This window comes from Geobacillus kaustophilus (genome assembly GCF_000948285.1).
In the GTDB taxonomy this organism is placed as follows: domain Bacteria; phylum Bacillota; class Bacilli; order Bacillales; family Anoxybacillaceae; genus Geobacillus; species Geobacillus thermoleovorans_A.
This window is the reverse complement of sequence record NZ_JYBP01000003.1, coordinates 1,510,122-1,534,102: the sequence shown is the minus strand read 5'-3', so window position 1 is coordinate 1,534,102 and position 23,981 is coordinate 1,510,122. Positions and strand designations below refer to the sequence as shown.

Annotated in this window: 21 protein-coding genes and 1 pseudogene; 16 read left to right on the top strand and 6 right to left on the bottom strand. The window is 47.0% G+C overall.

Annotation, left to right across the window (positions count from 1 at the left end; all coding sequences use genetic code 11):
• Positions 1–10 precede the first annotated feature (10 nt).
• Positions 11–1,075 (top strand): MupG family TIM beta-alpha barrel fold protein, encoded by a 1,065-nt coding sequence (locus LG52_RS08025; protein WP_044733154.1) that lies wholly within the window; start codon positions 11–13, stop codon positions 1,073–1,075.
• Between the two features lie 76 nt (positions 1,076–1,151).
• Here LG52_RS08025 and LG52_RS08020 read toward each other — a convergent pair whose 3' ends face one another.
• The 6 genes from LG52_RS08020 to LG52_RS07995 all read right to left on the bottom strand — a co-directional run bounded on the left by LG52_RS08020 (position 1,152) and on the right by LG52_RS07995 (position 6,584).
• Complete coding sequence (locus LG52_RS08020; RefSeq protein ID WP_044731530.1) at positions 1,152–2,054, bottom strand: response regulator; 903 nt, start codon at positions 2,052–2,054, stop codon at positions 1,152–1,154.
• Positions 2,055–2,097: 43 nt separating this feature from the next.
• Positions 2,098–3,351 (bottom strand): sensor histidine kinase, encoded by a 1,254-nt coding sequence (locus LG52_RS08015; protein ID WP_075261694.1) that lies wholly within the window; start codon positions 3,349–3,351, stop codon positions 2,098–2,100.
• A gap of 221 nt (positions 3,352–3,572) precedes the next feature.
• Entirely contained in the window at positions 3,573–4,223 is a 651-nt protein-coding gene (locus LG52_RS08010) for an amino acid ABC transporter permease (RefSeq protein ID WP_044731529.1), read from the bottom strand.
• A 16-nt stretch (positions 4,224–4,239) separates the two neighbouring features.
• Positions 4,240–4,893, bottom strand: coding sequence for an amino acid ABC transporter permease (locus LG52_RS08005; protein ID WP_044731528.1), 654 nt, complete (start codon positions 4,891–4,893; stop codon positions 4,240–4,242).
• Positions 4,894–4,980: 87 nt separating this feature from the next.
• Entirely contained in the window at positions 4,981–5,826 is an 846-nt protein-coding gene (locus LG52_RS08000) for a glutamate ABC transporter substrate-binding protein (RefSeq protein ID WP_044731527.1), read from the bottom strand.
• Between the two features lie 29 nt (positions 5,827–5,855).
• Positions 5,856–6,584 (bottom strand): amino acid ABC transporter ATP-binding protein, encoded by a 729-nt coding sequence (locus tag LG52_RS07995; RefSeq protein WP_044731526.1) that lies wholly within the window; start codon positions 6,582–6,584, stop codon positions 5,856–5,858.
• Between the two features lie 250 nt (positions 6,585–6,834).
• On the opposite strand from LG52_RS07995, the gene LG52_RS07990 reads away from it, so the two are divergent.
• The 15 genes and pseudogenes from LG52_RS07990 to larC all read left to right on the top strand — a co-directional run bounded on the left by LG52_RS07990 (position 6,835) and on the right by larC (position 23,981).
• Positions 6,835–7,782: an aldo/keto reductase family protein gene (locus tag LG52_RS07990; protein ID WP_044731525.1), complete on the top strand. Its 948-nt coding sequence runs from the start codon at positions 6,835–6,837 to the stop codon at positions 7,780–7,782.
• Between the two features lie 530 nt (positions 7,783–8,312).
• On the top strand, positions 8,313–9,224 hold the full coding sequence (locus tag LG52_RS07985) for a TRAP transporter substrate-binding protein (protein ID WP_044733152.1): 912 nt from the start codon (positions 8,313–8,315) through the stop codon (positions 9,222–9,224).
• Positions 9,225–9,292: 68 nt separating this feature from the next.
• The gene (gene tnpC, locus LG52_RS07980) at positions 9,293–10,741 is read left to right on the top strand and encodes an IS66 family transposase (protein WP_044731107.1); all 1,449 of its coding nucleotides are present in this window, start codon (positions 9,293–9,295) and stop codon (positions 10,739–10,741) included.
• A gap of 74 nt (positions 10,742–10,815) precedes the next feature.
• Positions 10,816–10,965 carry a hypothetical protein gene (locus LG52_RS20140; protein WP_231584437.1) on the top strand — a complete coding sequence of 50 codons (150 nt, stop codon included), beginning with the start codon at positions 10,816–10,818 and terminating at the stop codon, positions 10,963–10,965.
• 23 nt (positions 10,966–10,988) lie between these two features.
• Positions 10,989–11,582: a TRAP transporter small permease gene (locus LG52_RS07975; protein WP_044731524.1), complete on the top strand. Its 594-nt coding sequence runs from the start codon at positions 10,989–10,991 to the stop codon at positions 11,580–11,582.
• Positions 11,583–12,866: a TRAP transporter large permease subunit gene (locus tag LG52_RS07970; protein WP_044731523.1), complete on the top strand. Its 1,284-nt coding sequence runs from the start codon at positions 11,583–11,585 to the stop codon at positions 12,864–12,866.
• A gap of 88 nt (positions 12,867–12,954) precedes the next feature.
• On the top strand, positions 12,955–13,959 hold the full coding sequence (locus tag LG52_RS07965) for a TRAP transporter substrate-binding protein (RefSeq protein ID WP_044731522.1): 1,005 nt from the start codon (positions 12,955–12,957) through the stop codon (positions 13,957–13,959).
• Positions 13,960–14,100: 141 nt separating this feature from the next.
• Entirely contained in the window at positions 14,101–15,354 is a 1,254-nt protein-coding gene (locus tag LG52_RS07960) for a lactate racemase domain-containing protein (protein ID WP_044731521.1), read from the top strand.
• Positions 15,355–15,379: 25 nt separating this feature from the next.
• A pseudogene (locus LG52_RS07955) lies at positions 15,380–17,581 on the top strand (dihydroxy-acid dehydratase).
• A gap of 111 nt (positions 17,582–17,692) precedes the next feature.
• The gene (locus LG52_RS07950; RefSeq protein ID WP_044731520.1) at positions 17,693–18,469 is read left to right on the top strand and encodes an IclR family transcriptional regulator; all 777 of its coding nucleotides are present in this window, start codon (positions 17,693–17,695) and stop codon (positions 18,467–18,469) included.
• A 68-nt stretch (positions 18,470–18,537) separates the two neighbouring features.
• The gene (locus tag LG52_RS07945; protein ID WP_044731519.1) at positions 18,538–19,437 is read left to right on the top strand and encodes a fumarylacetoacetate hydrolase family protein; all 900 of its coding nucleotides are present in this window, start codon (positions 18,538–18,540) and stop codon (positions 19,435–19,437) included.
• A gap of 25 nt (positions 19,438–19,462) precedes the next feature.
• On the top strand, positions 19,463–20,929 hold the full coding sequence (gene gucD, locus LG52_RS07940) for an alpha-ketoglutaric semialdehyde dehydrogenase GucD (RefSeq protein WP_044731518.1): 1,467 nt from the start codon (positions 19,463–19,465) through the stop codon (positions 20,927–20,929).
• Between the two features lie 183 nt (positions 20,930–21,112).
• On the top strand, positions 21,113–21,937 hold the full coding sequence (gene larE, locus LG52_RS07935) for an ATP-dependent sacrificial sulfur transferase LarE (protein WP_044731517.1): 825 nt from the start codon (positions 21,113–21,115) through the stop codon (positions 21,935–21,937).
• Complete coding sequence (gene larB, locus LG52_RS07930; RefSeq protein WP_044731516.1) at positions 21,934–22,743, top strand: nickel pincer cofactor biosynthesis protein LarB; 810 nt, start codon at positions 21,934–21,936, stop codon at positions 22,741–22,743. The genes larE and larB overlap by 4 nt, the downstream gene beginning before the upstream one ends.
• Positions 22,740–23,981 (top strand): nickel pincer cofactor biosynthesis protein LarC, encoded by a 1,242-nt coding sequence (gene larC, locus LG52_RS07925; RefSeq protein ID WP_044731515.1) that lies wholly within the window; start codon positions 22,740–22,742, stop codon positions 23,979–23,981. The genes larB and larC overlap by 4 nt, the downstream gene beginning before the upstream one ends.

Sequence of the window (23,981 nt, the reverse complement as noted above, 5' to 3'; positions counted from 1 at the left end):
AGGGATGGCGGTGCTTTCCTTTTCTTTTTATCTCTTTCAACCGCTCAAACAAATCGAAGAAACGTTTCAGCGAGCAGTGCGTTTCGGGGCGAAGGAATTGTTTACTTCGCTACAGCTTTCAAAAGGGAACGAGATGGAAGATGGAAAGAAACTTGAATTTATCGGCCGGCTCGCCCGTTGCTATGGGGTCGGGGTGGCGGCAGATGTCACCCCCTCCGCGCTTTCATGCTTGCCGGTCGGTGTTGGCGTCGCCAAGGCGTTGAACCGGTGGGGAATGGTCGCGCTACGGCTCGATGATGGTTTTTCGTTGGATGAAACGGTTCGGCTTTCTAAGCAGATACGGGTGGTACTGAATGCCAGCACGATCACGGAGCGCGAAATCCGGGAGCTTGTATCGCGACAAATCGACTGGTCTAATGTGGAAGCGTGGCATAACTTTTATCCGCGCCCGGAAACCGGTCTTTCCGGCGACACGCTTGCGAAACAAAACCGAATGCTGCGCCAATGCGGCATCACGTCGATCGGCGCTTTTATCCCGGGCAATGCCCAAAGGCGCGGCCCGCTTTACAAAGGGCTGCCAACGTTAGAGGATCATCGGGAAGCTGATCCGGTCTACGCCTATATCGAGTTGATCAAAATGTATAAGGTGGAAAAAGTGTTTGTTGGAGACTTATCAGTGTCGGACGATGTGCTTAGGCGAATGGAGTGGGTGCGGCAAGAAATCATTCCCATTCGCTACCGGCCAATCGTATCAGCCCGCTGGCTGTCTGTTATCGAAACAGTGCACACGAATCGGCGTGACGCTGCCCGCGATGTGATTCGCTCAGTTGAATCTCGCCGCACCCTTGCATGGCCGCAGGAAGCGTTGCGTTCCATCGATCCGGCGCCGCGGCCGACCGGAAGCGTGACGATTGACAACGAGCGTTACGGCCGTTATGCCGGGGAACTGCAAATTGCCTTAACTGATCTCCCCGCTGATGACAACGTCAACGTCATCGGTAGGGTGATCAAGGAAGATGTGCCGCTACTTCAGCACATCGGTGGCGGCCGGGCGTTTTGTCTCATTCGTTGCTAGCAAGGAGAGGAACGGTTGGCCGTTGGCATGGCGAAGGAAAATGATGGTGCCGTTCTCAAGGCGTCGCCATCATGTTTTAGGCGCGCTTCAGCTCAAGAAAAAAAGCCGTTAAAAACTTCCGCACATTCATCCGGCATTCCGTCTCCGTTTGGCCGCGTTCGAGTTCCTTCATCCGCCGGCGGATGTCAGCAAAATCAAACAGCCTTGGAGCGAAATGCTCAAACGTCGGGTTCGTGTAGTCGGTTAGGCCGAGGGAAGCGAGATGGGTGAACGCCTGCAAGACGAGGCGGCGGATGCGCTGTTCCATCGCCCGCGCTTCTTTGACGGTTTTAGCGGGCGGCAGGCCGTATTCCCGCCGGACGAGTTCCGCATAAAGTTCTTTGAGTGGCGGCAGTTCACGCACAGGGCGGCCTTTCGCTTCCTGTTCCGCCAACCAGTGCACCACAAGGAGCACGTCGGCGCTTCCCGCTTCGCCGGCGACACCGAGAAGAAGGAGAAGCTGCTGCGCCTGCTGTTCGAGGGCGGACGATTTGGAAACGGCATCGGCATCGGCCGTTTGCGGCTCAAGCCCTCTGAGCACTTGGCGGATTGATTCCAGCGAGCGAACGGCGGACATATGGTTGGCGACGCGCTTGAGCACAGACAACACTTCATAGCGGTTGATCGGTTTTTGAATGTAGGTGTCAATGCCATGCAAGTACGCTTGGCCGATCATTTCTTTGTTTTCCACTTGCGAGATCATGATAAATGTCCCCATAAATCCTTCCTGTCGCAACGCTTTCATCGTTTGAATGCCATCACGCCCCGGCATTAATAGGTCGATGAGCACTACGTCAACGTGAAGCAAGTCGGCAGCGCGAACATTCAACCCGTCTTCCGCACAGCCGACCACCTCACCGAGCCCGGATTCATGAATCAATTTTTCGAGCATCTTTCTTACAACAGGGTCGTCTTCTATCAGAAAAAAGCGGAGTCCCATCTTTCTGTTCTCTCCCTTCCTTGGCTTTTGGCCATTGCCTTGTCTACATGACGGAATTTTCTTGCCGGTCGGCCTCGCGATCGGACATTTCGGCTACGGACGGTGTGCTTTGCAGGAGGCGGGCTGTCGGCACGGCAAGGCGAAACACCGTCTGTCCCGGCTCGCTTTTGACGAGCTGTAGATGCCCCCCAAGTGTTTGGGCGATATCGCGGGCGTGGGTAAGCCCGATGCCTGTGGACGGATTGCCTTGGCGGTCGTATTTCGTTGTGAATCCGGGCTGAAAAATCCAGGCGATGTCATCAGCCGCAATGCCGGGACCGGTATCCTCGACTTCGATGATCAATTCGGTTCCTTCAAGGCGTGTGCGCAGACAGATGGACCCACTTTCGCCAATCGCCTCGACGGCGTTCGATACCAAGTTGTTAAGCACGGAAAGAAGAGGATACAGCTGGTCGGTCATGAGATCGATATGGCCGTTGTACGAAAATGTGATCGTTTTTCCGGATAAGCTGGCGTATTTTTCATTGGCGCGAATGACCATGGCGCACAGTTCGGCAATCGAAATGCGCCCGCGCACCGATTGGCGGCCGATAAGCTTAGAAAGGCCGGCGAAAATGCGCTGCATATCTTTTTTTGTCTCGTGAATATGTTCGGCAAGCTCCAGGGCGACGCGCGGCTCAACGTGTTCTCTTTCCATCAGCCGCGAGGAAAGGTCATAGCTTTTGCGCGTCATGTCTTCCATGAGAGCCATTGATTTTTGCAAGTAAAACATTTCTTCGTATAATCCGCTGCTCACCATGATGAGGCGTTCGAGTTCTTGCTTTCTCGCTTCAGCGAGCGAGCGGACATGCTTCGTCACCCACATATTGTAAACGCCAATGACGCAAAAGCTGCGCAAAATGGCGAATAACCATAAGACGATGATCGTTTGGCCGCTGAAGGCAAACGGTTCGCCCATCCAATACCGGATCCCTAGTTCACAGGCGTTAGCCAAAAAATCAAGCGCTGCTCCAACCGCTCCAGCCCGAATCGGGGCTGTAATTTGACGGCGCAAGCGGAGGACAGAGGCCATTGCCGCAAAGCTGATATAATACCCTGCTGCCGGAAGATGGGTCAGCAGACTCTCAGAAGTCGACATTTCTCCTGTCAACGAGTCCAGAAAGATGCGAAAGCCGACGACCACCGCTCCGGTGCTTGCACCGATCACAAGCGGCGGAAGGGAGCGAAAGGCGACAAGCCCGAGAAAAAAGACGGCGCTGCCGAGTGAGACGCGAAACGGGCTGTCAAACGGGTTCATTTTCATTTCGCCAAGAAACGCAGTAGCGGAAAGCAAAAGCAAAAGAAGCCAAAGCGGTTCTTTTTTTGCTGGTGTCAGTGGACGTCACCGCCTTTGTGAAGGTCATGGGCTAATCTGCAATTCTATTATATAACAGGAAAGCGAAAACAACGGATCTTTTTAACAAAAGAGACGGCAAGAAAAAACCGTATGCCCCAGCCGAAGAAGGGGATACGGTTCCATCACCGCTGACGGTATTCCAACCGGCGCGAGACGAGTGACAGCGAATAGTTGACGATAAAATACATGAATGCCACGAGAATGAAAATCGGGATGACAAAATTGACGTTGCGTCCGTTAATGATTTGCGCATGGTTCATCAGCTCCGGCAAGGAAATGACAATGGCCAGCGACGTATCTTTCAATAAGGAAATAAACTGGCTGACGATCGGCGGCACCATGCGCCGCAACGCTTGCGGCAAAATGATGTACCATAACGTCTGCACATACGTAAGCCCCGATGAGCGCGCCGCCTCGATTTGCCCTTTATCGATCGACTGCAGGCCGCTGCGGACAATTTCCGACAACATGGCCGATTCAAAAATGACCAAGGCCGCAATGGCGGCATATAGTTTATCCAGCTTGAGTCCGACTTCTGGAAGGGCGAAATACGTAAAGAAAATGATTAACAACAGCGGCAAATTCCGAATCGTTTCGACCATTACAGCCAGCAATTGGGAAAGCACCGGGATTTTCGTATAGCGAATGACCCCGATGATAATGCCGAACACAAAGCTTAAGACAATCGAGATGAATGCCACTTCTAATGTCACGAGAAACCCTTGAAGCAAAAACTTCAAATGGGCGGGCGCGTAAGCACCGGCAAAATCCATCGTTTAGCCTCCTTTCCTACCGCGCCTTAAGCAAACGGCGCTCTAAGTAGCCGACGCCAAGGCTGAGCGGAATCGTTAAGACGAGGTAAAACAAAGCGACGAAAATATAAACGTCAAAGGTGACGAACGTTTTGGAAGAAATTAAGTCGCCGTAATACATTAAATCCAACCCGGCGATGACGCCAAGCACGGAAGAGTTTTTCACCAAGTTGATGAACTGGTTGCCAAGCGGCGGGATGACGATTTTCACCGCCTGCGGCAAGATGACGTAACGCATCGCTTGCAAGTACGTCAATCCAGACGAGCGCGCCGCTTCCATCTGCCCTTTCGGAACCGCTTGAATGCCCGAGCGGATCGCTTCAGCGATAAAAGCGGCGGTATACACCATCAGCCCGAGCGTTCCGGCGGTAAACGAGTCAAAGCGGATGCCGACGGCGGGCAAGCCCATAAAAAAAACAAAGACGATCAACACAAGCGGAATGTTGCGGATAAATTCTACATACGCTGTTCCGATCCAATTGAGCGGACGAATCGGAGCGATGCGGAAAATGGCCATGACGGTGCCGATGGCCAAGCTGCCGATCAGCGCCAACACGCTGGCCTTGATTGTATGGCCAAACCCTTGCATATACAGATCCCAATGTTCAACTAAAATAGAATAGCGCAACAAGGCTAAACGCCTCCTTTCCTCGCTGACTCATGGCCTGTCCTTTGGGCAAACAGGTGGGCGGATGTGTTCCGCCCACCGTTTCGCCTGTTACTGTTGCGGCTTTTTGCCAATCCATTTTTCGTAGATCTTATCGTATTCGCCGTTTTCTTTAATTTCTTTTAAGTATTCGTTGATGACTTGAAGCAATTCTTTATCCCCTTTGCGGACGGCGATGCCGTACGGCTCTTCAGTGAACGTTTCATCCAGGACGCGGTAGTTCGGATCTTGTTTCGCCATGCCCCAAAGCAGCGCGTTGTCGGTCGTGAGCGCATCGCCTTGGCCGGCTTTCAACGCGGTAAACGCTTCCGCGTAGTTTTCAAACTCCAGCACGTTGACCTGCGGCGCGACTTTGCGGATGTTTTCCGCCGATGTCGATCCTTTCGCCGTCAGAACGGTCATGCCTTTTTTCAAGTCTTTCACGCTGTTGATCGGGCTGTCTTTTTTGACGAGCAGCGATTGCCCGGCCATAAAGTACACATCCGAGAAATCCACTTCTTTTTTCCGTTCCTCGGTGATCGTCATGGTGGCGATGATCGCATCAATATCCCCGTTGTTCAGCATCGGGATGCGTGTTTTTGACGTCACTTCTTTCAATTCGATTTTGTTTTCATCCCCGAGAATTTTTTTCGCCAGCCCTTTGGCAATATCGATGTCAAATCCTTCGACTTTGCCGGTTTCCGGGTTTTTTAACCCGAATAAATTCAAATCGTATTTGACGCCGACGACAAGCTTGCCGCGCTGTTTAATCTTTTCAAGCGTATTGGTCGCTTTGGCGTTTTCTGACGATGTTCCGCCTTCCCCTTTGTCCGTCGTGCTGCAGCCCGTCAAAGCAACGGCGCTCAATAAGGCGGTCAAGGCAACCGCGATCCACCATTTCCATGCTTTCTTTCTCATGAGAAAAAACCCCCTTTGATTGACCGGAATTAATGGTTTAAAATGCGGCTTAAAAAGACGCGCGCCCGTTCCTCTTTCGGCGCCGCAAAAAACTCATCAGGCGGCGCTTCTTCTAAAATGCGGCCTTGGTCCATAAAGACGATGCGATCGGCCACCTCGCGGGCAAACCCCATTTCGTGGGTGACGACGACCATTGTCATTCCTTCTTTGGCCAGCTGTTTCATCACATCGAGCACCTCGCCGATCGTTTCTGGATCAAGGGCGGATGTCGGCTCGTCAAACAGCATGATTTTTGGCTTCATCGCCAATCCACGGGCGATGGCGACGCGCTGCTGCTGGCCGCCGGACAGCGCGGACGGATAGGCGTTCGCTTTGTCAGGGATGCCGACTTTTTCCAAATAATACATAGCGATCTCGTTCGCTTCTTTTTCGGACATGCCGAGCACTTTGCGCGGCGCTAACGTGATATTTTGCAAGACGGTCATATGCGGGTATAAGTTGAAATGTTGGAACACCATGCCGATATTGCGCCGCAGTTCGTTAATGTTGATGTTTTTGTCGTTCACTTTGACGCCGTCGACGATCAATTCGCCGCTTGAGATCGTCTCGAGCCGGTTGATGCAGCGCACGAGCGTGCTTTTGCCCGAGCCGGATGGCCCGATAATGACGACGACTTCCCCTTGGTTGATCGTCAAATTAATGTCTTTCAAAACATGAAAATCGCCGTAGTATTTGTTGACCTGGTGGAAATAAATCAATAGCCCCCCTCCTTTGTGACAATTTTGTGAACGTTTTTCGAATTCATTGTAAATACACACCTACGAAAATCTACGGAAATCTACAAAAATTTTGTGAACCGATTGAAAAAAGACGGTAATGGGCGAAAAGAAAGGGAAGTCATTTTTTTGAATAGTAAGGCAAATCTCTTTGCAAATCAGCGATCGAGGATTATAATGAGGACATGAAGAATTTGGCATTGATTGCCGCCCAAAGGAGAGGGGAACGCGAATGAAGTATCGAAAACTCGGCCGCACTGGGCTGAAAGTGAGCGAAATCAGTTTAGGCAGCTGGCTTACATACGGCAACTCGGTGGAAAAAGACACGGCGATCCGCGTCATTGACAAGGCGTACGAACTCGGCATCAACTCGTTTGACACGGCGAACGTCTACGCGCGCGGGGAAGCGGAAAAGATCGTTGGCGAGGCGCTGCGCAAATATCCGCGCGAATCGTATGTCATTGCGACGAAAGTGTTTTGGCCGATGGGCGATGGCCCGAACGACCGCGGCTTGTCGCGCAAACATGTGTTTGAGCAGCTCCATGCGAGCTTAAAGCGGTTGCAACTGGATTACGTGGACATCTATTATTGCCATCGGTACGACAAGGAGACGCCGGTTGACGAAACGTTGCGCACGATCGATGATCTCGTCCGCCAAGGAAAAGTGCTCTATGTCGGCGTCAGTGAATGGACGGCCCAGCAAATTCAAGAGGCGCTCGGCGTGGCCGATCGCTACTTGCTTGACCGGATCGTCGTCAACCAGCCGCAGTACAACATGTTCCATCGCTATATTGAAAACGAAGTCATCCCGGTGTGCGAACAAAACGGCATCAGCCAAATCGTCTTCTCGCCGCTCGCCCAAGGGGTGCTGACCGGCAAATACAAACGCGGCCAGCAGCTGCCGGCCGGAAGCCGCGCCGCCGATCCAAAAGCGAACACGTTCATTCAAGGATTGCTAAACGATGAAATTTTAACGAAAGTCGAACAGCTCGAAAAAGTCGCTGCTGAACTCGGCATTACGCTATCCCAGCTCGCCCTCGCTTGGGTATTGCGCCAGCCAAACGTCGCCAGCGCCTTAATCGGCGCCAGCCGTCCGGAACAAGTCGAGGAAAACGTCAAAGCCGTTGACGTTGCGCTCAGCGATGACGTGCTGGAGAAAATTGAAGGGATTTTGGCGTGAAAAAAGTGAGGGTATAGCTGCTGCATTATTCAAAATGTTTACCCCATCCTTTCGAAGGCAGGGTGCGCTTCGGGGGGGAGGGGATTTTTTATGCACATAAACATGAAGGGGTTGATTGTTTTGAGGGCGAGTTTATATCCTCATACGCTCCGGGACACCATTTATCACATAATTTGAATGAAAGAAGCCCATAGCCGAGTTTCACGTATGGGGTTGGATTAAGGAAAAATCACTTTTTCTATTGACTACTCAGAAAATTTAAATTAATATAAAAACAAAAAACTCTTTATTTAAATTAAAAAACTATGTTTTATAATATAAAACAATCTTGTGTATACCTTTTTCAAAACTTTGTTTTATTATATAAAACTACATATCGGTATTAGTTTTTATTCAAAGTGTCTATGGGATATGCAAGTAAAAGAGATTATAAAAAATCAATTGTTGAAAGCGCTTAATAAACTGTGCTTTATGGCGATTTCTTCTAAATTTTATCTAATAAAAACAAATTGCAAAGGAGATGGTAGTTAGTGGAGAGGATGGCAATTTTTTCTCTGTTTTTGGTTTTATTACTTGGGCTGCTGTCAGGCTGTGGAGGGTCAGGGACAAAGTCTACAGCAGGGAATGGCCAATCGGGTGGGGCTAAAGTGATCAAAGTGGCCAACTATTTCGCGGAAGAGCATCCACAAAATATTGCATTGCGTGAAAAGTTTAAAAAAATTGTGGAAGAAAAATCCGGCGGCAGTCTTAAAGTGCAAATTTATCCGAATAGCACCTTAGGAGCAGAGAAGGAATTTTATGATGGCGTCCGCAACGGAACGATTGAAATGGGGATTCCGGGATTAATTATGCAAAATGATATCCCGAAAATGGGAGTTCCTGAATGGCCGTTTTTATTTAAAGATTTTGAACATGTAAAGAAAGTGCTCAATGGTCCTATTGGGAAGGAGATCGCCAAAGATCTTGAGAAAAAGCATGGAGTTGTTCCGTTGGCATGGAGTGCAAACGGATTCAGAATGTTCTCGGCTAATAGAACGATAGACTCAATGGATGATTTTGAAGGGTTGCGAATGAGAATGCCTAATATCCCTAATTATATTACTATTGGAAAATTATTAGGAACCAACGTAACTCCAATGCCGATCTCGGAAGTTTTCACGGCTCTAGAGCAAAAGGTAGTTGACGGACAAGATAATCCAATTGCCACATTGCGGGCATCTGGATGGTACGAAGTCCAAACAGATGTATTAGAGTCAAAACATATGTTTAGTCCTAATATATACGTGATCAATAAAAAGTTTTGGGATAGCTTAACTAAAGAACAACAGACAATTATACAAGAGGCGGCAAAAGAAGCAGCTAATTATGAATTTGAGCTCATGGAAAAAAGCTATGAAGAAGACAAAAAGTTCTTGGAGCGTAACTATTCAGCCACCTCATAAAGTGAGCTGAATATTTTTTGGTTTTCCTGTCTATGATGTGAATATTGATAGACAAGGAGGTGAATCGCATGTTGACGGTACAACAAGCTGTATTGACGGTTGAAAGCTTAATCAGCAAAGTCCAACAACAAAAACAGCTCATTCATCAACTCATTCAAGAAAATGAACATTTGCGTCAAGAAAACAAACAGCTACGCAAAGAAAATGAACAACTGAAGTATCGTGTTCAAGAGCTGGAAGCACGCACGAAAAAAAACAGCTCTAATAGCCATCTGCCCCCATCTTCTGACCGTTTTGAGAAAAAGCGTTCCTCTCGTGAACCGTCTGACAAAAAGCCTGGCGGACAGGAGGGACATGAGGGAACGACGCTCCGTCAAGTGGAACATCCACATCATCGTGTCGTCCATCGCGTACATACGTGTCAAGGATGCGGGTCTTCTTTGCGTGACGTAAAACCGTTCAAAGTCGATGTCCGTCAAGTGTTTGATCTGCCTCCCGTGACGATGGAAGTGACACAACATGAACGCGAAGTGAAATCATGTCCACATTGCCGATGCGTGCAACAAGCCGAGTTCCCATCACACGTCACCAATCATGTGCAATATGGTCCACGGATCACGGCGCTTGTCGTGTATTTATACAACATACAAATGATTCCATATCAACGTTTACGTGACATGATGGAAGAGCTATATCAACATCCGATCAGCACAGGAACACTTGTCAATATGGTCAAACGAGGTCGCGAAGCACTCGAACCAAACATGGACATCATCGAGGAAGCATTGCTTCAATCGGACATCTTGCATGTCGATGAAACGAGCTTGCGGATCGATGGCAAACAGGCCTGGGTTCATGTCGCCTGTACATCCGCATATACGTACTTAGCTCCTCACGCTTCTCGTGGAAAGAAAGCAACCGATGAAATCGGGATTCTTCCACGATATAAAGGAACGATGATGCATGATGCATTCGGTACATACCCGAGATACACCGAAGCCACACATGCCCTTTGTCATGCCCATCATTTACGTGACTTGAAAGGATTCATCGAACAAGGGCATACATGGGCAAAACGGATGACCACGTTTCTATTAAATGCCAAACAAGTGGTCGAACAACATGGTGGCTTTCTTCCTGAAGAAGAAGCGAAACGTTGGGAGCACGTGTATGATCGCATACTCGAGAAAGCCAACCATCAGTTGGAAGGGATGACACCGTTGCCGAAAAAAGCGCTCTCCTTCGTTCGGCGACTTCAAAAACGAAAGGAAGAAGCGTTGCGCTTTTTGCGTGAAGCTCACGTTCCTTTTGACAACAACCAAGCCGAACGGGATCTTCGCATGGTCAAAGTCAAAGAGAACATCTCGGGTACATTTCGTCAGGAAACGTTCGCGCAGTCGTTTTGCATCGCAAGGAGCATCGTTTCCACACTCACCAAGCACGAAAAAAACGTGTGGGACTCGTTGTGTCTTCTGTTGACAGGCGAAACGATAGATCGTGTTCTTTCCGCTACGTAGGGCATTTTCTATGACAGAAATGCCCTATTTGTGCTGGGCTACTTTACACACTAGCATCGGGGTGAATAGTTACCTTGGAGCAACATGGAATTAAATTCACGACTCCTAGTGCAGAATTTACTAAACAAATGCAAGAGGCGGTACAACCATTGTATGATGAACTATTCAAAAAATATGACTGGGCTGAAGATCTATATAAGAGAATAAAAGCTGAAGAGAAATGAGGTAAGTCAAAATCAGAAGGGTGATGGATTTGTTCAAGAAGCTAGGAAGGTTAATGAATAATATTTTAAATGTATTGATGGCATTAACACTTGCTGTCATGTGTATTTTAGTATTCGGTAATGTCGTTTTACGCTACGGATTTAATTCCGGTATAACATGGTCCGAAGAAATGTCGCGCTTTTTATTCATTTGGATGGTATTTTTTGGGGCGATTGGCGCTTTGAAAGATCACGACCATTTAGGAGTCGATACACTGTTGAAGAAGCTGCCGGCTGGCGCCAAGCGAATCGTCTTTGTGGTCAGCAACGCGATCGTACTTTATGTGCTCTATCTGCTTCTTGACGGAAGCTGGAAGATTACGATCAGCAGTTTAGGAAGCAGAGCTCCAGCTACAGGGTTGCCGCTGGCGTTTATCTACGGAACCGGGTTGATCGTCAGTGTTGGCATGGGCATCATTGTACTATTTCATATTTATCAAGCTCTTTTTCGTCCTGAGGCGATCGAAGAGCTCACTAGAATGAAAGAATCGGAAGAAGAAATTATGGAAGCGGTTCATGAAGAGATGGTGGAATCGCATCATCGGCCGAAACAAGGTTTCGCCGGAGGTGAGAGGTAAATGGCATTAGTCATTTTTGTCGGCTCGTTGATTGGTGTTATGGCGCTGGGGATGCCGATCGCGTTTGCGCTATTGGTCAGCGGCGTCGCACTGATGCTTTATTTAGATATTTTTGATACGCAGATCATTGCCCAAAACTTGATTAATGGCGCCGACAGCTTCCCGATGATGGCGATTCCTTTCTTTATTCTTGCTGGAGAACTGATGAATGCCGGCGGAATTTCCAAGCGAATCATTCATTTTGCGCTGTTGCTTGTCGGCCATATTCGCGGCGGATTAGGGTATGTGGCGATCATCGCCAGCGTTTTGTTTGCCGGTTTGTCCGGCTCTGCGGTGGCAGACACTGCAGCGCTTGGCGCCATTCTTATTCCGATGATGGTCAAGGCCGGGTATAATCGCAACCGTTCTGCCGGTCTCATTGCCGCTGGCGGTATTATTGCCCCGATCATTCCGCCAAGCATTCCGATGATCATTTTCGGGGTCACGAGCGGTGTGTCGATCACAAAATTGTTTATGGCTGGCATCGTTCCAGGGCTTTTGATCGGGATATGTTTGGCCGTATGCTGGTGGTTTGTGGTAAGAAAAGATTCAGTCGAAGTATTTCCGCGCAAATCAGCCAAAGAAATCTTGTCGGCGACCCGTCAGGCTGTTTGGGCGCTTCTATTGCCGGCTATTATCGTTGGAGGGCTTCGCGGGGGAGTCTTTACGCCTACGGAGGCGGCGGTTGTTGCCGCGTTTTATGCATTGTTTGTCGGCTTGTTCATTTACCGTGAACTCAAAATCCGGGATTTGTTTAAGGTGCTGGTCGCGGCGGCCAAAACAACGAGTGTGGTCATGTTTCTTGTGGCGGCAGCCATGGTGTCGGCATGGCTGATCACGGTCGCCAATATTCCAGCCATTGTGACGGATATACTTGGACCGTTTATTGATAATAAGCTATTGCTTCTGTTGGCCATTAATGCGCTCGTTTTACTGGTAGGAACGGCCATGGATTTGACGCCTACTGTTTTGATTCTTACTCCCGTGTTAATGCCGATTATTGAAAAAGCGGGGATTGATCCCGTATACTTCGGGGTGCTGTTTATCCTGAACAACTGTATCGGGTTGCTCACCCCTCCGGTCGGTACGGTGTTGAACGTAGCTTGCGGAGTCGGAAAAATCGGGATGGAAGACATTATGAAGGGGATATGGCCATTTTTGCTAGTAGAAATTCTCGTTCTACTATTACTGATTTTGTTCCCGTCCATCGTTACCGTGCCGCTCCAATGGTTTATAGGCAATTAATTTATGTCATTTATAACTGAAGGGGGCTAAATCATGAAAAAAAAGGAATGAGATTAGAAAGAGAAAGATTCTAGTTGGTTTCTTAATAATGGGATTGCTTTTTCTAGGCGCTTGCGGCTCTAGTACCACTCAAGGCAACAACACAAACAACCAAGGAATTCAGGAAAGGGTTATTAAGGCGGGGATCGGATTGAATGAAGATCACCCCCAAGGGCAAGGATTGCTTAAATTCAAAGAAATCGTTGAGCAAAAAAGCGGCGGCAAGCTGAAAGTTCAAACGTATTTCAGCGCTACTTTAGGCGACGATTTAAAGATGACGGAGGCGCTTCAAGGCGGCACGCAAGAAATCACGATCCCGTCTACTTCGCCGTTGGTCGGGATGATTAAGGAGTTTGGCATTCTCGATTTTCCGTTTCTCTTTAATACGGCTGAAGAAGCCGACGCCATTTTGGATGGATCGATAGGCCAAAAACTGCTAGAAAAGCTGCCGGAACATGGCCTGATTGGGCTTGGCTATTGGGAAAACGGATTCCGACATGTGACGAATAGCAAACATGCAATCAAGACGGCTGAGGACTTCGAAGGGTTGAAGTTAAGAACGATGCAAAACGAAGTGCATATCGATGCCTTTAAAGCACTCGGCGCGAATCCGACGCCAATGGCGTTTTCGGAAGTGTTTACTGCACTTGAAAGCAAAACCATTGACGGCCAAGAAAACCCACTGGCAACGATTAAGTCCAATAAGTTTTATGAAGTGCAAAAACATTTAAGTTTGACGAAACACGTATATACTCCGTTTGTATTTCTCGTCAGCAAGAAGTTCTGGGATACTTTATCGCCTGAGGAGCAGAAGATTTTGCAAGATGCGGCTGTTGAAGCCGGAAAATATCAACGGCAGCTTAGCCGCGAAGAGGATCAAAAAGCATTAGAAGACTTGAAGAAGACGGGCGTTAAAATTAATGAGGTAAGCGATGAAGAGCGCGAAAAAATGGCTGAAATCATTAAACCTGTAGTGGAGAAATATGCCAAAGAGTTTAGCGAGGATCTCGTCAACGAGCTGTACAGCGAATTGGATAAAATCCGTCAGCAATAACCGCCATAACCCGTCTCGCTAATTTACGGGAAGGGAGCTGTGCTCTCTTCCTTAATACCTACTAGAAAATACAGCTGATGTGATATGAATTTGGGATATTTATGAGGATGGTTTATAAGTCTAAAATCAGAGGGAAGAAAAATGAAGATAATCAATGACATGCTTAAAGGCATACCTATCCCGAAGATGGTAAAGGTGAGGCAAAATTTTTATGCGCCTGAAATTCCCGATGTTCCTGAGGCAGTTCATCAAAGCATCCATCAAGCCAATGTTCTTCATAGAATTTCTCCGGGTGATCAGGTCGCTATTGCCGTCGGAAGCCGTGGTGTTGCCGATATCCCGATTATTGTCCGGGAAGTCGTGAATGCAGTAAAACAAGCAGGTGGCAATCCGTTCATCGTGCCGGCTATGGGCAGCCATGGGGGAGCGACCGCTGAGGGACAGAAAGAGGTACTCGTTCATTTAGGGGTTACCGAGGAATTTGTAGGGGCACCGATTCGTTCGAGCATGGATGTGATCAAAGTAGGGAGATTGGAAAATGGCTTGCCTGTTTATGTAGATAAATTCGCATACGAGGCAGATAAAATTATTGTCATCAATCGGGTGAAGCCCCACACAGCTTTTCGGGGCCCAGTTGAAAGCGGATTGATGAAAATGATTACGATCGGTCTTGGCAAGCAAAAAGGGGCAGAAGCTGCCCATCAATACAGTTTCAAGTACATGGCCCGACATGTGGTTGATATGGCTAGGATTGTTATTAACAAAGCACCGATTATTTTTGGAATGGCTATTCTAGAGAATGCATATGACCGCCCCGCCAAGATTGTTGCGGTTCCTGCCGAGCGCTTTGAAACGGTGGAACCCGAGTTATTGCTTGAAGCAAAATCGCTGATGCCGCGAATTATGTTTAACCCTATTGATGTACTCGTAGTAGATGAAATCGGGAAAGACATTTCGGGAGACGGGATGGATCCGAACATTACCGGCAGATACGCGACTCCATATGCGAGCGGCGGCCCGGAAGTGACGCGGATCGTTGTGTTGAGCCTGTCTGAAAAAACGGATGGCAATGCCAATGGAATTGGCCTCGCCGATATTACGACAAAGAAAGTGAAGGAACAAATTATTTGGGAAAAGGGATATGCAAATGCTCTAACAAGCACAGTAGTTTCTGTAGTGAAATTGCCGATGTTTCTAGAAACAGAAGAACTGGCGGTGAAAGCAGCGATTAAAACATGCAATGCTTTTGATATGAGCAAGGTGAGAATGGTTAGAATCAAAAATACGCTGGCACTTAGGGAGATTTGGATTTCGGAAAGTCTTTTAGATGAGGCGCGCCAAATGGAAGAGATTGAGGTTTTATCAGCGCCGCTGAAAATGGACTTTTCAAATTGAATAAAGTGGAACGAGGGGGATTATGATGCCGGCGGTTACTTATCCGCGTATTGAAAGCAAAGTCAACCCATATCGCGACAATGTTCAAGGGAAGGCCAATGAACCTATATGTGTGGCAGGGTTGCTTGACCGGTCGAAACAAATTTTAGGTTCCGAGTTAAAAGGGATGCAGCCGGACTGGACGTTAGAGGAAATATACGACCGGTTGCATAATAATGCCCCTAGGATTGCGATTATAGGAGGATCGCCTGATCACCCTGCCCATATTATGGATTTTCAAACGATTGCCCGGGCAGCCATTCGAATTTGGCAAAACGGGGGGGTGCCGTTTCAGTTTTCGACACCGGTCATGTGCGACGGAACGGCACAGAGCAATCAAGGAATGAGCTATTCCTTGCAAAGCCGCAATGCGGTAGCGCAAATGATTGTAAACCAACTTGAAGCACACAGCTACCACGGGGCTTTTGTCATTCAAGGATGCGATAAGCAGCCGCTTGGTGTTGTTGGTGCTTTAGCCCATCTCGATCGCGTCCGCAGGGAAAGAGGAGAGGCGCCTTTCTTTGCTACATTTGCACCGGCGCATGTATTAAAAGGGGGAACGATTCCACCAGAGTTATATGCCGAACTGGAAGAAGTCGCACGGCGGGCGGAACTAGCAGGAGAAGAAGACATTGCATATGATTTGCGGGATGCGCTGTCGTATATTTTGCAATGCTCTTCCAACACGGCCTTCCAGGGAGTGCTGGAACGAGCGAGAGGGAAAGGAATCATCACAAAAGAGCAACACGAAGATTATGAAAAACGCTTGGCAGTAGCGACGTGTGACAGCCAAGGGGGAGTATGCGCCTTTAACGGAACCGGAAACAGCTCCCGGCATCTGATCGCCGGATTAGGCTTAGTTCACCCTTCGTTAGAGTTATTGACGGCTCCGCCAACGCAACAACAAGTCAACGCTGCCTTGGATAGCTTAGCGCATTTAATGAATGATCCGGTCTATGGGGTTGCCAATATGATGGCTGCCAACATTAAAAATGCGATTCGCATTCATAGCGCTACCGGCGGATCAACGAATATTATGATGCATATTGTTGCTGCTATGCTTTACGGGGGGTATAAGTTCGACCTGTGGGAGTATGACAAAATTCACCATGAAGTGCCAGTGCCTGATTTATTTGACTACAGTTTAACAGAAGGAAGGGATATTTACGCTCTAGCGATCCAATGCTGCAACGGGAAAATAAGAGGGATGGAAACGGTATTCCATGAATTAATGAGCAATGGGGTCCCGATGGATGTAGATGCCCCGACGGTGACGGGAACTACTTGGAGAGAAAGACTTTCGGCAAATCGAGATCAATTGTCAGCGGAGAATGTTCAAAATAACCCGATTATTCTATCTAAACCGAGACGGCCGTTTAGCGGTGTCGACGTTTTGTCAGGGAATTTCTTTGAAAGTGCTGTCGTAAAAATTAGCGGTATGTCTACGAAACAAATTGATGAGTTTGATAAGAAAATCGCTTTTGTTCTGTACTACGAGAATGAGGATGAAGCCAATGAAGGGCTTCTTGATGTTCATTTATTAGAAAAAATAAAGCTAAACCGCCATTTTAACCATAAAAGTTTAATTGCAGCATTAAAACATAACACACCTCATTTGTTTGAGGAATTGAAAGATCAAGAATATGACGACTTATTTGATACGATGGTGAAGGAAGGAGCGCTAAAAATAGCTGTGGTGATATCTGGTCAAGGACCGGAAGCGTTTGGCATGCCGGAAATGTTCACCCCCATGCAGCATATTAACGCGAACAGACAACTAAAACGGATAGCGACCCTTATTAGCGATGGACGTTATTCAGGCGTCACATACGGCGCAGCCATTGGCCATATGACTCCCGAGGCCATTCGAGGCGGATGAATTTTGTACTTAAAAACAGGGGATCTTCTATATATCGGACTTCGCGAACGCAAAATCGAGTTTGTCAATGAATGGGCGTTCCAAAATGGAAAATTGTTATTCGAGTTCGAAGACATTAAGCAGGAAAGAACAGAAATGGCCAGCCGCCGGATGGCGAATATGCACCAACGTCAACGGCGTATTGCGGCGAGCAACCGGTTGATCGGACATACTGACGCTGCCAATGGAGTCGTTCCGCTCCATATTGCCGAAGAGGCGGTTTATGATTACAAAAAAGATATTGTCCTTCCTACAGTAAAAAAATCATAATGGGTGGACCGAAGTGATTCGTGCTTTTCACCCTCCCGTATTATAATTGAACTATAGTAAGATTATCTCATTGTACAATCCATAAACTTTCGGACAAAGAGGGTGAAGGCATTGCCATTAATTCAAGCAGTCGATCGTGCTCTCCGTATTTTAGATTTATTTGACGAGTATGAGACAGAGCTGAAAATTACCGAGATTAGCGAAAGAATGCAACTTCATAAAAGTACGGTGCATTCTTTGCTGAAAACGTTGCAGCATCATCATTATATCGAGCAGAATCCAGAAAACGGAAAATACAGGCTGGGAATGAAGCTGTTTGAGAGGGGAAATTTAGTTATTCGCCATCTTGATATCCGCTCTGTTTCCAAAAAATATTTGATTGACATCTCAATCAAGACGGGGAACACAGTCCATTTGGTCATCTTGGATGGAAAAGAAGGAATTTATATCGACAAGGTGGAAGGAACTTCGGGTACAGTTTTGTACTCAAGAATCGGAAGAAGAGTCCCCATTCATAGCAGTGCAGTAGGAAAGGTGTTGGTTGCCTTTAAAAGCGATAAAGAACTTGAAGAATTGTTGAATGGCTATGTTTATGAGCGCCATACCGCTAATACTATAACTAGTGAAGAGGAATTCCTTAAAGAACTCGAGAAAGTAAGGAACAATGGTTATGCTCTCGATAGGGAAGAAAATGAACCAGGCATCACTTGTGCAGCTGTCCCGATTCGTGACCATTCCGGGAACGTCATTGCGGCGATTAGCATATCCCAGCCTTCCGCTAAAGTGAACGATATCGTGCTAAACGAGGAAATTCGCTTATTGCAAAACGCAGCCGGACTGATCTCAAAGGAAATGGGATGTGTTAAACATGGCAGTTTATCTATATAACTGCAGTATATTTTTATCAAAATAATAAAACAAAGTTTTTTAATATAAAACAACAGAGGAGGAGGGCTATGAGAATTATCCGTTATTTAGAAAATTCACGCGTTGTATTGGCGGCGGTTACTGATGAGAATGCAGTGTATCCGCTTCCGTTTAACGATTTTATGGATGTTGTCCGCGAGGCAAAAAATAAACAGCTGTCTACTTTAAGCTATATTCAGGCTTTAATTAGCGGGGGAAAGGGAATCGAAAAAGAGATTGCTGAATTGAATCTACTCGTCCCAATTGTCGCCCCTGAGGTATGGGCTTCAGGGGTAACATATGAAAAAAGCCGTGAGGCAAGAAATTATGAAACTTCCGAAAAAACAGCCGGCCAGGAAACGTGCTACGATCGGGTATACAATGCGGAAAGACCGGAAATCTTTTTTAAATCAACCGCTGCACGTACGATCGGCCCTAACGATCCCATTTATTTGCGCAGTGATTCGAACTGGCAAATTCCTGAGCCTGAGTTAGGGCTGGTCATTACAAGAGAAGGCGAAATCGTCGGATATACGATCGGCAATGATATGAGCTGCAGGGATATCGAAGGAGAAAACCCATTATACTTGCCGCAAGCGAAAATATGGAAAAATTCATGTGCTATCGGGCCGGCCATTCGGCTGTCAGAAACGGTGGAAAATCCGTACAATCTTCAAATCATTTGTCGCATTTATCGCAATAACCAACTCGTAGTCGAAGAAAGCGCCAATACAAGACAATTGAAAAGAAGATATGATGAATTAGTATCTTTCCTAGTTCGCGACAATGAGGTGTTTGACGGCACGGTATTATTAACGGGAACATGTATTGTTCCTCCTGACCATTTTACGCTTCAAGATCAAGATCGTATTGAAATTGAGATCCCCGAGATCGGGGTGCTTTCCAATCCAGTAAAATCGTCGGCTCATCAAACAATTACAAATAAATAATTCAAAAGATAAGGAGTGGGGGAAGATGACTGTGCAAACTGAAGTCAAAACTTATTTGAACTACATCAACGGCAGCTGGGTAAGTTCCGTCAGCAACAAAGTAGAGGCAAGCATCAATCCGGCTAATAAGAATGATATTGTCGGATACGTTCAACGCTCTGCTTTAGAAGATTTGAACGAGGCAGTGGCGGCAGCCAAGCAGGCACAAAAATCATGGTGGAAGCGGTCCGGGGTAGAGAGAGGGGAGTATTTGTATAAAGCGGCGAATATCCTGGAACAGCGCCTTAATGAAATTGCCGAAACAATGACAAGGGAAATGGGGAAAACATTCGCGGAAGCAAAAGCGGAGACGATGAGAGGCGTCCATATATTGCGCTACTATGCGGGCGAAGGGGTCCGGAAAATTGGCGACGTGATTCCATCGAGTGACAATGAAGGACTCATGTTTACCACTCGCGTCCCGCTTGGGGTGGTTGGAGTTATTTCGCCATGGAATTTCCCTGTAGCGATTCCGATATGGAAAATGGCGCCCGCTCTTATATATGGAAATACAGTGGTGCTCAAGCCAGCGAGCGAAACGGCCGTTACGGCGGCGAAAGTCATCGAGTGCTTCCATGAGGCCGGCTTCCCGAAAGGGGTTGTCAATATGGTGTGCGGTTCTGGCTCGGTGATTGGCCAAGGAATCGCGAATCACCCGGATATCAATGGCGTGACATTTACCGGATCCAATAGTGTTGGGAAACAAGTTGGGAAAGCCGCTTTTGAGCGCGGGGCAAAATACCAATTGGAAATGGGAGGAAAAAATCCGGTTATTGTTGCTAAAGACGCCGATTTAGACCTTGCGGTGGAAGGCACCATCAGCGGCGGTTTGCGTTCGACGGGGCAAAAGTGTACGGCTACCAGCCGCGTCTTTATTGAGAGGGAAGTGTATGAACCATTTAAAGAAAAACTTCTTGAACGGGTGAAGCAGCTGAAAATCGGAAATGGAATGGATCATGAAACATGGATGGGGCCATGCGCTAGCGAGTCGCAGTTAAATACCGTTCTGTCCTATATTGAAAAAGGAAAATCTGAAGGCGCCAAACTTATTTATGGAGGAAAGAGATGCCTAGAGGGTGAACTTGCTAATGGTTTTTATGTAGAGCCAACGATCTTTGAGGATGTTGACATCCATATGACGATCGCACGCGAAGAGATATTCGGCCCTGTGCTGGCGTTGATCAAAGTTGACAGTATCGAAGAGGCCATCGAGCTGGCTAATGATACTGAATACGGTTTAAGTGCATCGATTTATACGAACAATATTGGGAATGTTCTGGAGTTTATTAAGGAAATTGATGCAGGGTTAGTAAAAGTCAATGCCGAAACTGCAGGGGTGGAGTTCCAAGCGCCATTTGGCGGAATGAAGCAATCGAGCTCCCATTCGAGAGAACAAGGGCAGGCGGCCATCGAGTTTTTTACATCCATTAAAACGGTATTTGTTAAGGCATAATGCATCTAGCAGATTGTCTCGAGCGGCAGCAAAACGCAAGATACAGATTTGTTGGATGTATTTTCCATGTTACGCCTGCAATGATGACATAGGTGTCCCACTATTTTTGGGACACCTTCATCCCAATTTTATAATTACAATTTTCCTGAATGGACAGCGACAAATGGCAAGGGGGAGAGTGGGTTGGAGGAACATTTACTGCGGAAAAGAGAACGGCTTATCCATCTGCTTAAGGATATGGGAAGTGTGTTAGTGGCCTTTTCCGGTGGAGTAGATAGCACGTTTTTATTAGCGATGGCAAAAGAAGCGCTTGGCAATCGGGTGCTGGCTGTTACAGCTGTTTCAGAAACATTCCCGACTCGTGAAGTACAGTTGGCATCTAAACTCGCCGAGCAAATAGGAGTTAACCACTTAAAGATTCAAATTAATGAGCTGGAAAATGACGACTTTGTTAAAAATGATTTTCATCGCTGTTTCCACTGCAAAAACAATTTGTATACCCATCTAAGGGAGTTAGTTCGAGAATATGGGGACGTGTACACAGTTGTTGATGGTTCTAACATGGATGACTTGGGGGAATACCGTCCCGGGCTTCAGGCGGCAAGGGAGTTGGGCGTCCGCAGCCCGCTTCAGGAAGCGGAGCTTTACAAAAGTGAAATTCGAATCCTATCAAAGGAAATGGGATTAGAAACGTGGAATAAGCCATCGTTTGCCTGTTTATCGTCCCGCATTCCTTACGGTCAGAAAATTACTAAGGAAAAAATTGAACAGCTTGATCAGTCTGAAGAATTTCTTTTGGGCCTTGGTTTCCGTCAACTCCGTGTTCGACACCATGGGGAAATAGCAAGAATAGAAGTGTTGCCGGAAGAGATGGAGCTTGTGATTAAGCACCGCCAAGAGATTCACAGCAAGTTAAAGGAGTTAGGTTTTTTGTATGTAACGCTTGATTTAAGAGGATACAGATCCGGAAGCATGAACGAGGTTTTAGAAAAAGGAATGGTCAGATGAACGAGATCATCAAAGAAACACTTGAAAAGCTAAAAGAGGGGCATATTTCCGTAGAGGAAGCATATCAAACGTTAATCACATACGATGATATCGGGTATGCAACATTAGATGTTCAACGGGAGAAGAGAAAAGGATTCCCTGAAATCATTTTTGGGGAAGGGAAATGCAAAGAACATTTGCTTGGCATTTTCGAAAGGTTAATGAAATTCCATAAAAAAGTGCTTGCCACACGCGTTGACCAAGAAAAAGCGGCTTACTTGGCTGCTAATCTGCAAGAGCGTTATCCTGAGGAATCTTTTCACTATCACGATGATTGTAAGATTTTCTATTGGGTTTCTCAAGATCATATAGAAGTAAAGAAACCTGGATATATAGCGGTTGTTAGCGCCGGAACATCGGATTGTCCTGTTGCTGAGGAAGCGGCAGTGACAGCCGAATTATTAGGATGTGAGGTTAAACGAATATATGATGTGGGGGTTGCAGGGATTCACCGGTTGTTCGACAAAATCGATATTATCGAGCATTCTCGTGCCATCATCGTAGTTGCAGGGATGGAGGGAGCGCTCGCAAGTGTAGTAGGGGGGCTTGTCTCAAAACCTATCATTGCTGTTCCTACGAGTATAGGGTATGGCGCTAACTTTCAGGGCCTTTCTGCCCTGCTTACTATGTTGAACTCATGTGCTAGCGGCATTTCTGTTGTGAATATTGACAACGGTTTCGGCGCCGGATATTATGCAGCTGCTATTATGTCTGTCATTGAGCAGTCCATTGCTGATGCAATGAAGCTAGGGAGAGAAGAAGGATGAGGATTTTGTATCTAGATTGTTTTTCAGGAATTAGCGGCGATATGATGGTGGGCGCCTTGGTGGATGCAGGCGTCTCGTCGGAGAAGATTGAAGCGGAATTAAAAAAATTGCCGCTGTCAGGGTATAAATTGCAATGGAGCAAGGTGATTAAAAAAGGAATTTCCGCTACGAAATTGGACGTAATTGCACTAGAGGACAGCGGGATAGACGGGCACAATGGCCATTCGGGATTACATGCCCATCGACATTATTCTGACATCATCGACATGATTAATCGTTCGGAATTACATTCAGAGGTCAAAAAACGCAGTCAGCAAATTTTTCATTGTATTGCTGCTGCGGAGGCAAAAATCCATGGAATTCCTATTGAAAAGGTTCATTTTCACGAGGTCGGGGCAATCGATTCTATTGTTGACATTGTCGCTACAGCGGCCGCACTCACAGAACTTAACGTTGACTGTATCATTTCTGCACCTGTCCCGTTAGGAAGCGGATCTATTCATTGTGCGCATGGTACATATCCTGTCCCTGCACCTGCAACGTTAGAGATGCTTCAAGGCGTACCGATCAACTCTAGCAGTTTGCCATTTGAGTTAACCACTCCAACCGGGGCGGGGATTGTCAAAAGCCAAGTGAGTTCATACGGACCGCTTCCGGCGATGAAAGTATTATCTATTGGATATGGGGCAGGGACACGCGATTTGCCAAATCAGCCAAACGTGTTGCGGGTAGTAGTAGGTGAGAGTATTCACACGCTATCGGGAGACCCACATTTATCGCCTTTACAAGAGGAGGCGGTTCACATTCTTGAGTGTCAGTTAGATGATATGACAGGAGAAGCGCTTGGATATGTCATGGAAGGACTTTTTCAAAAAGGGGCGCTTGATGTATTTTATACTCCTGTCTTTATGAAGAAAAACCGTCCCGGCGTTCTTCTCACCGTTTTGGCTTCGGCAAATCATGTAGAGCAATGCGAGCAATTTATTATGAAAGAAACAACGACTCTTGGCATCAGGAAAGATACTCGTGCGAGAAAAGTCTTAGAAAGAAACATTGTGACAGTTTCTACATCATATGGGGATATTCGCATTAAACAGGCTATACAGAACGGAAAGGTAATTAGACGAATGCCTGAGTACGAGGATGTTAAGGAAGCGGCCCTTAGTTATCAGGTTGCATTTCTGGATGTGTACACAGAAGCCATAGAACAGGCTAGAAGAGAGACAGAAGAGGAATGA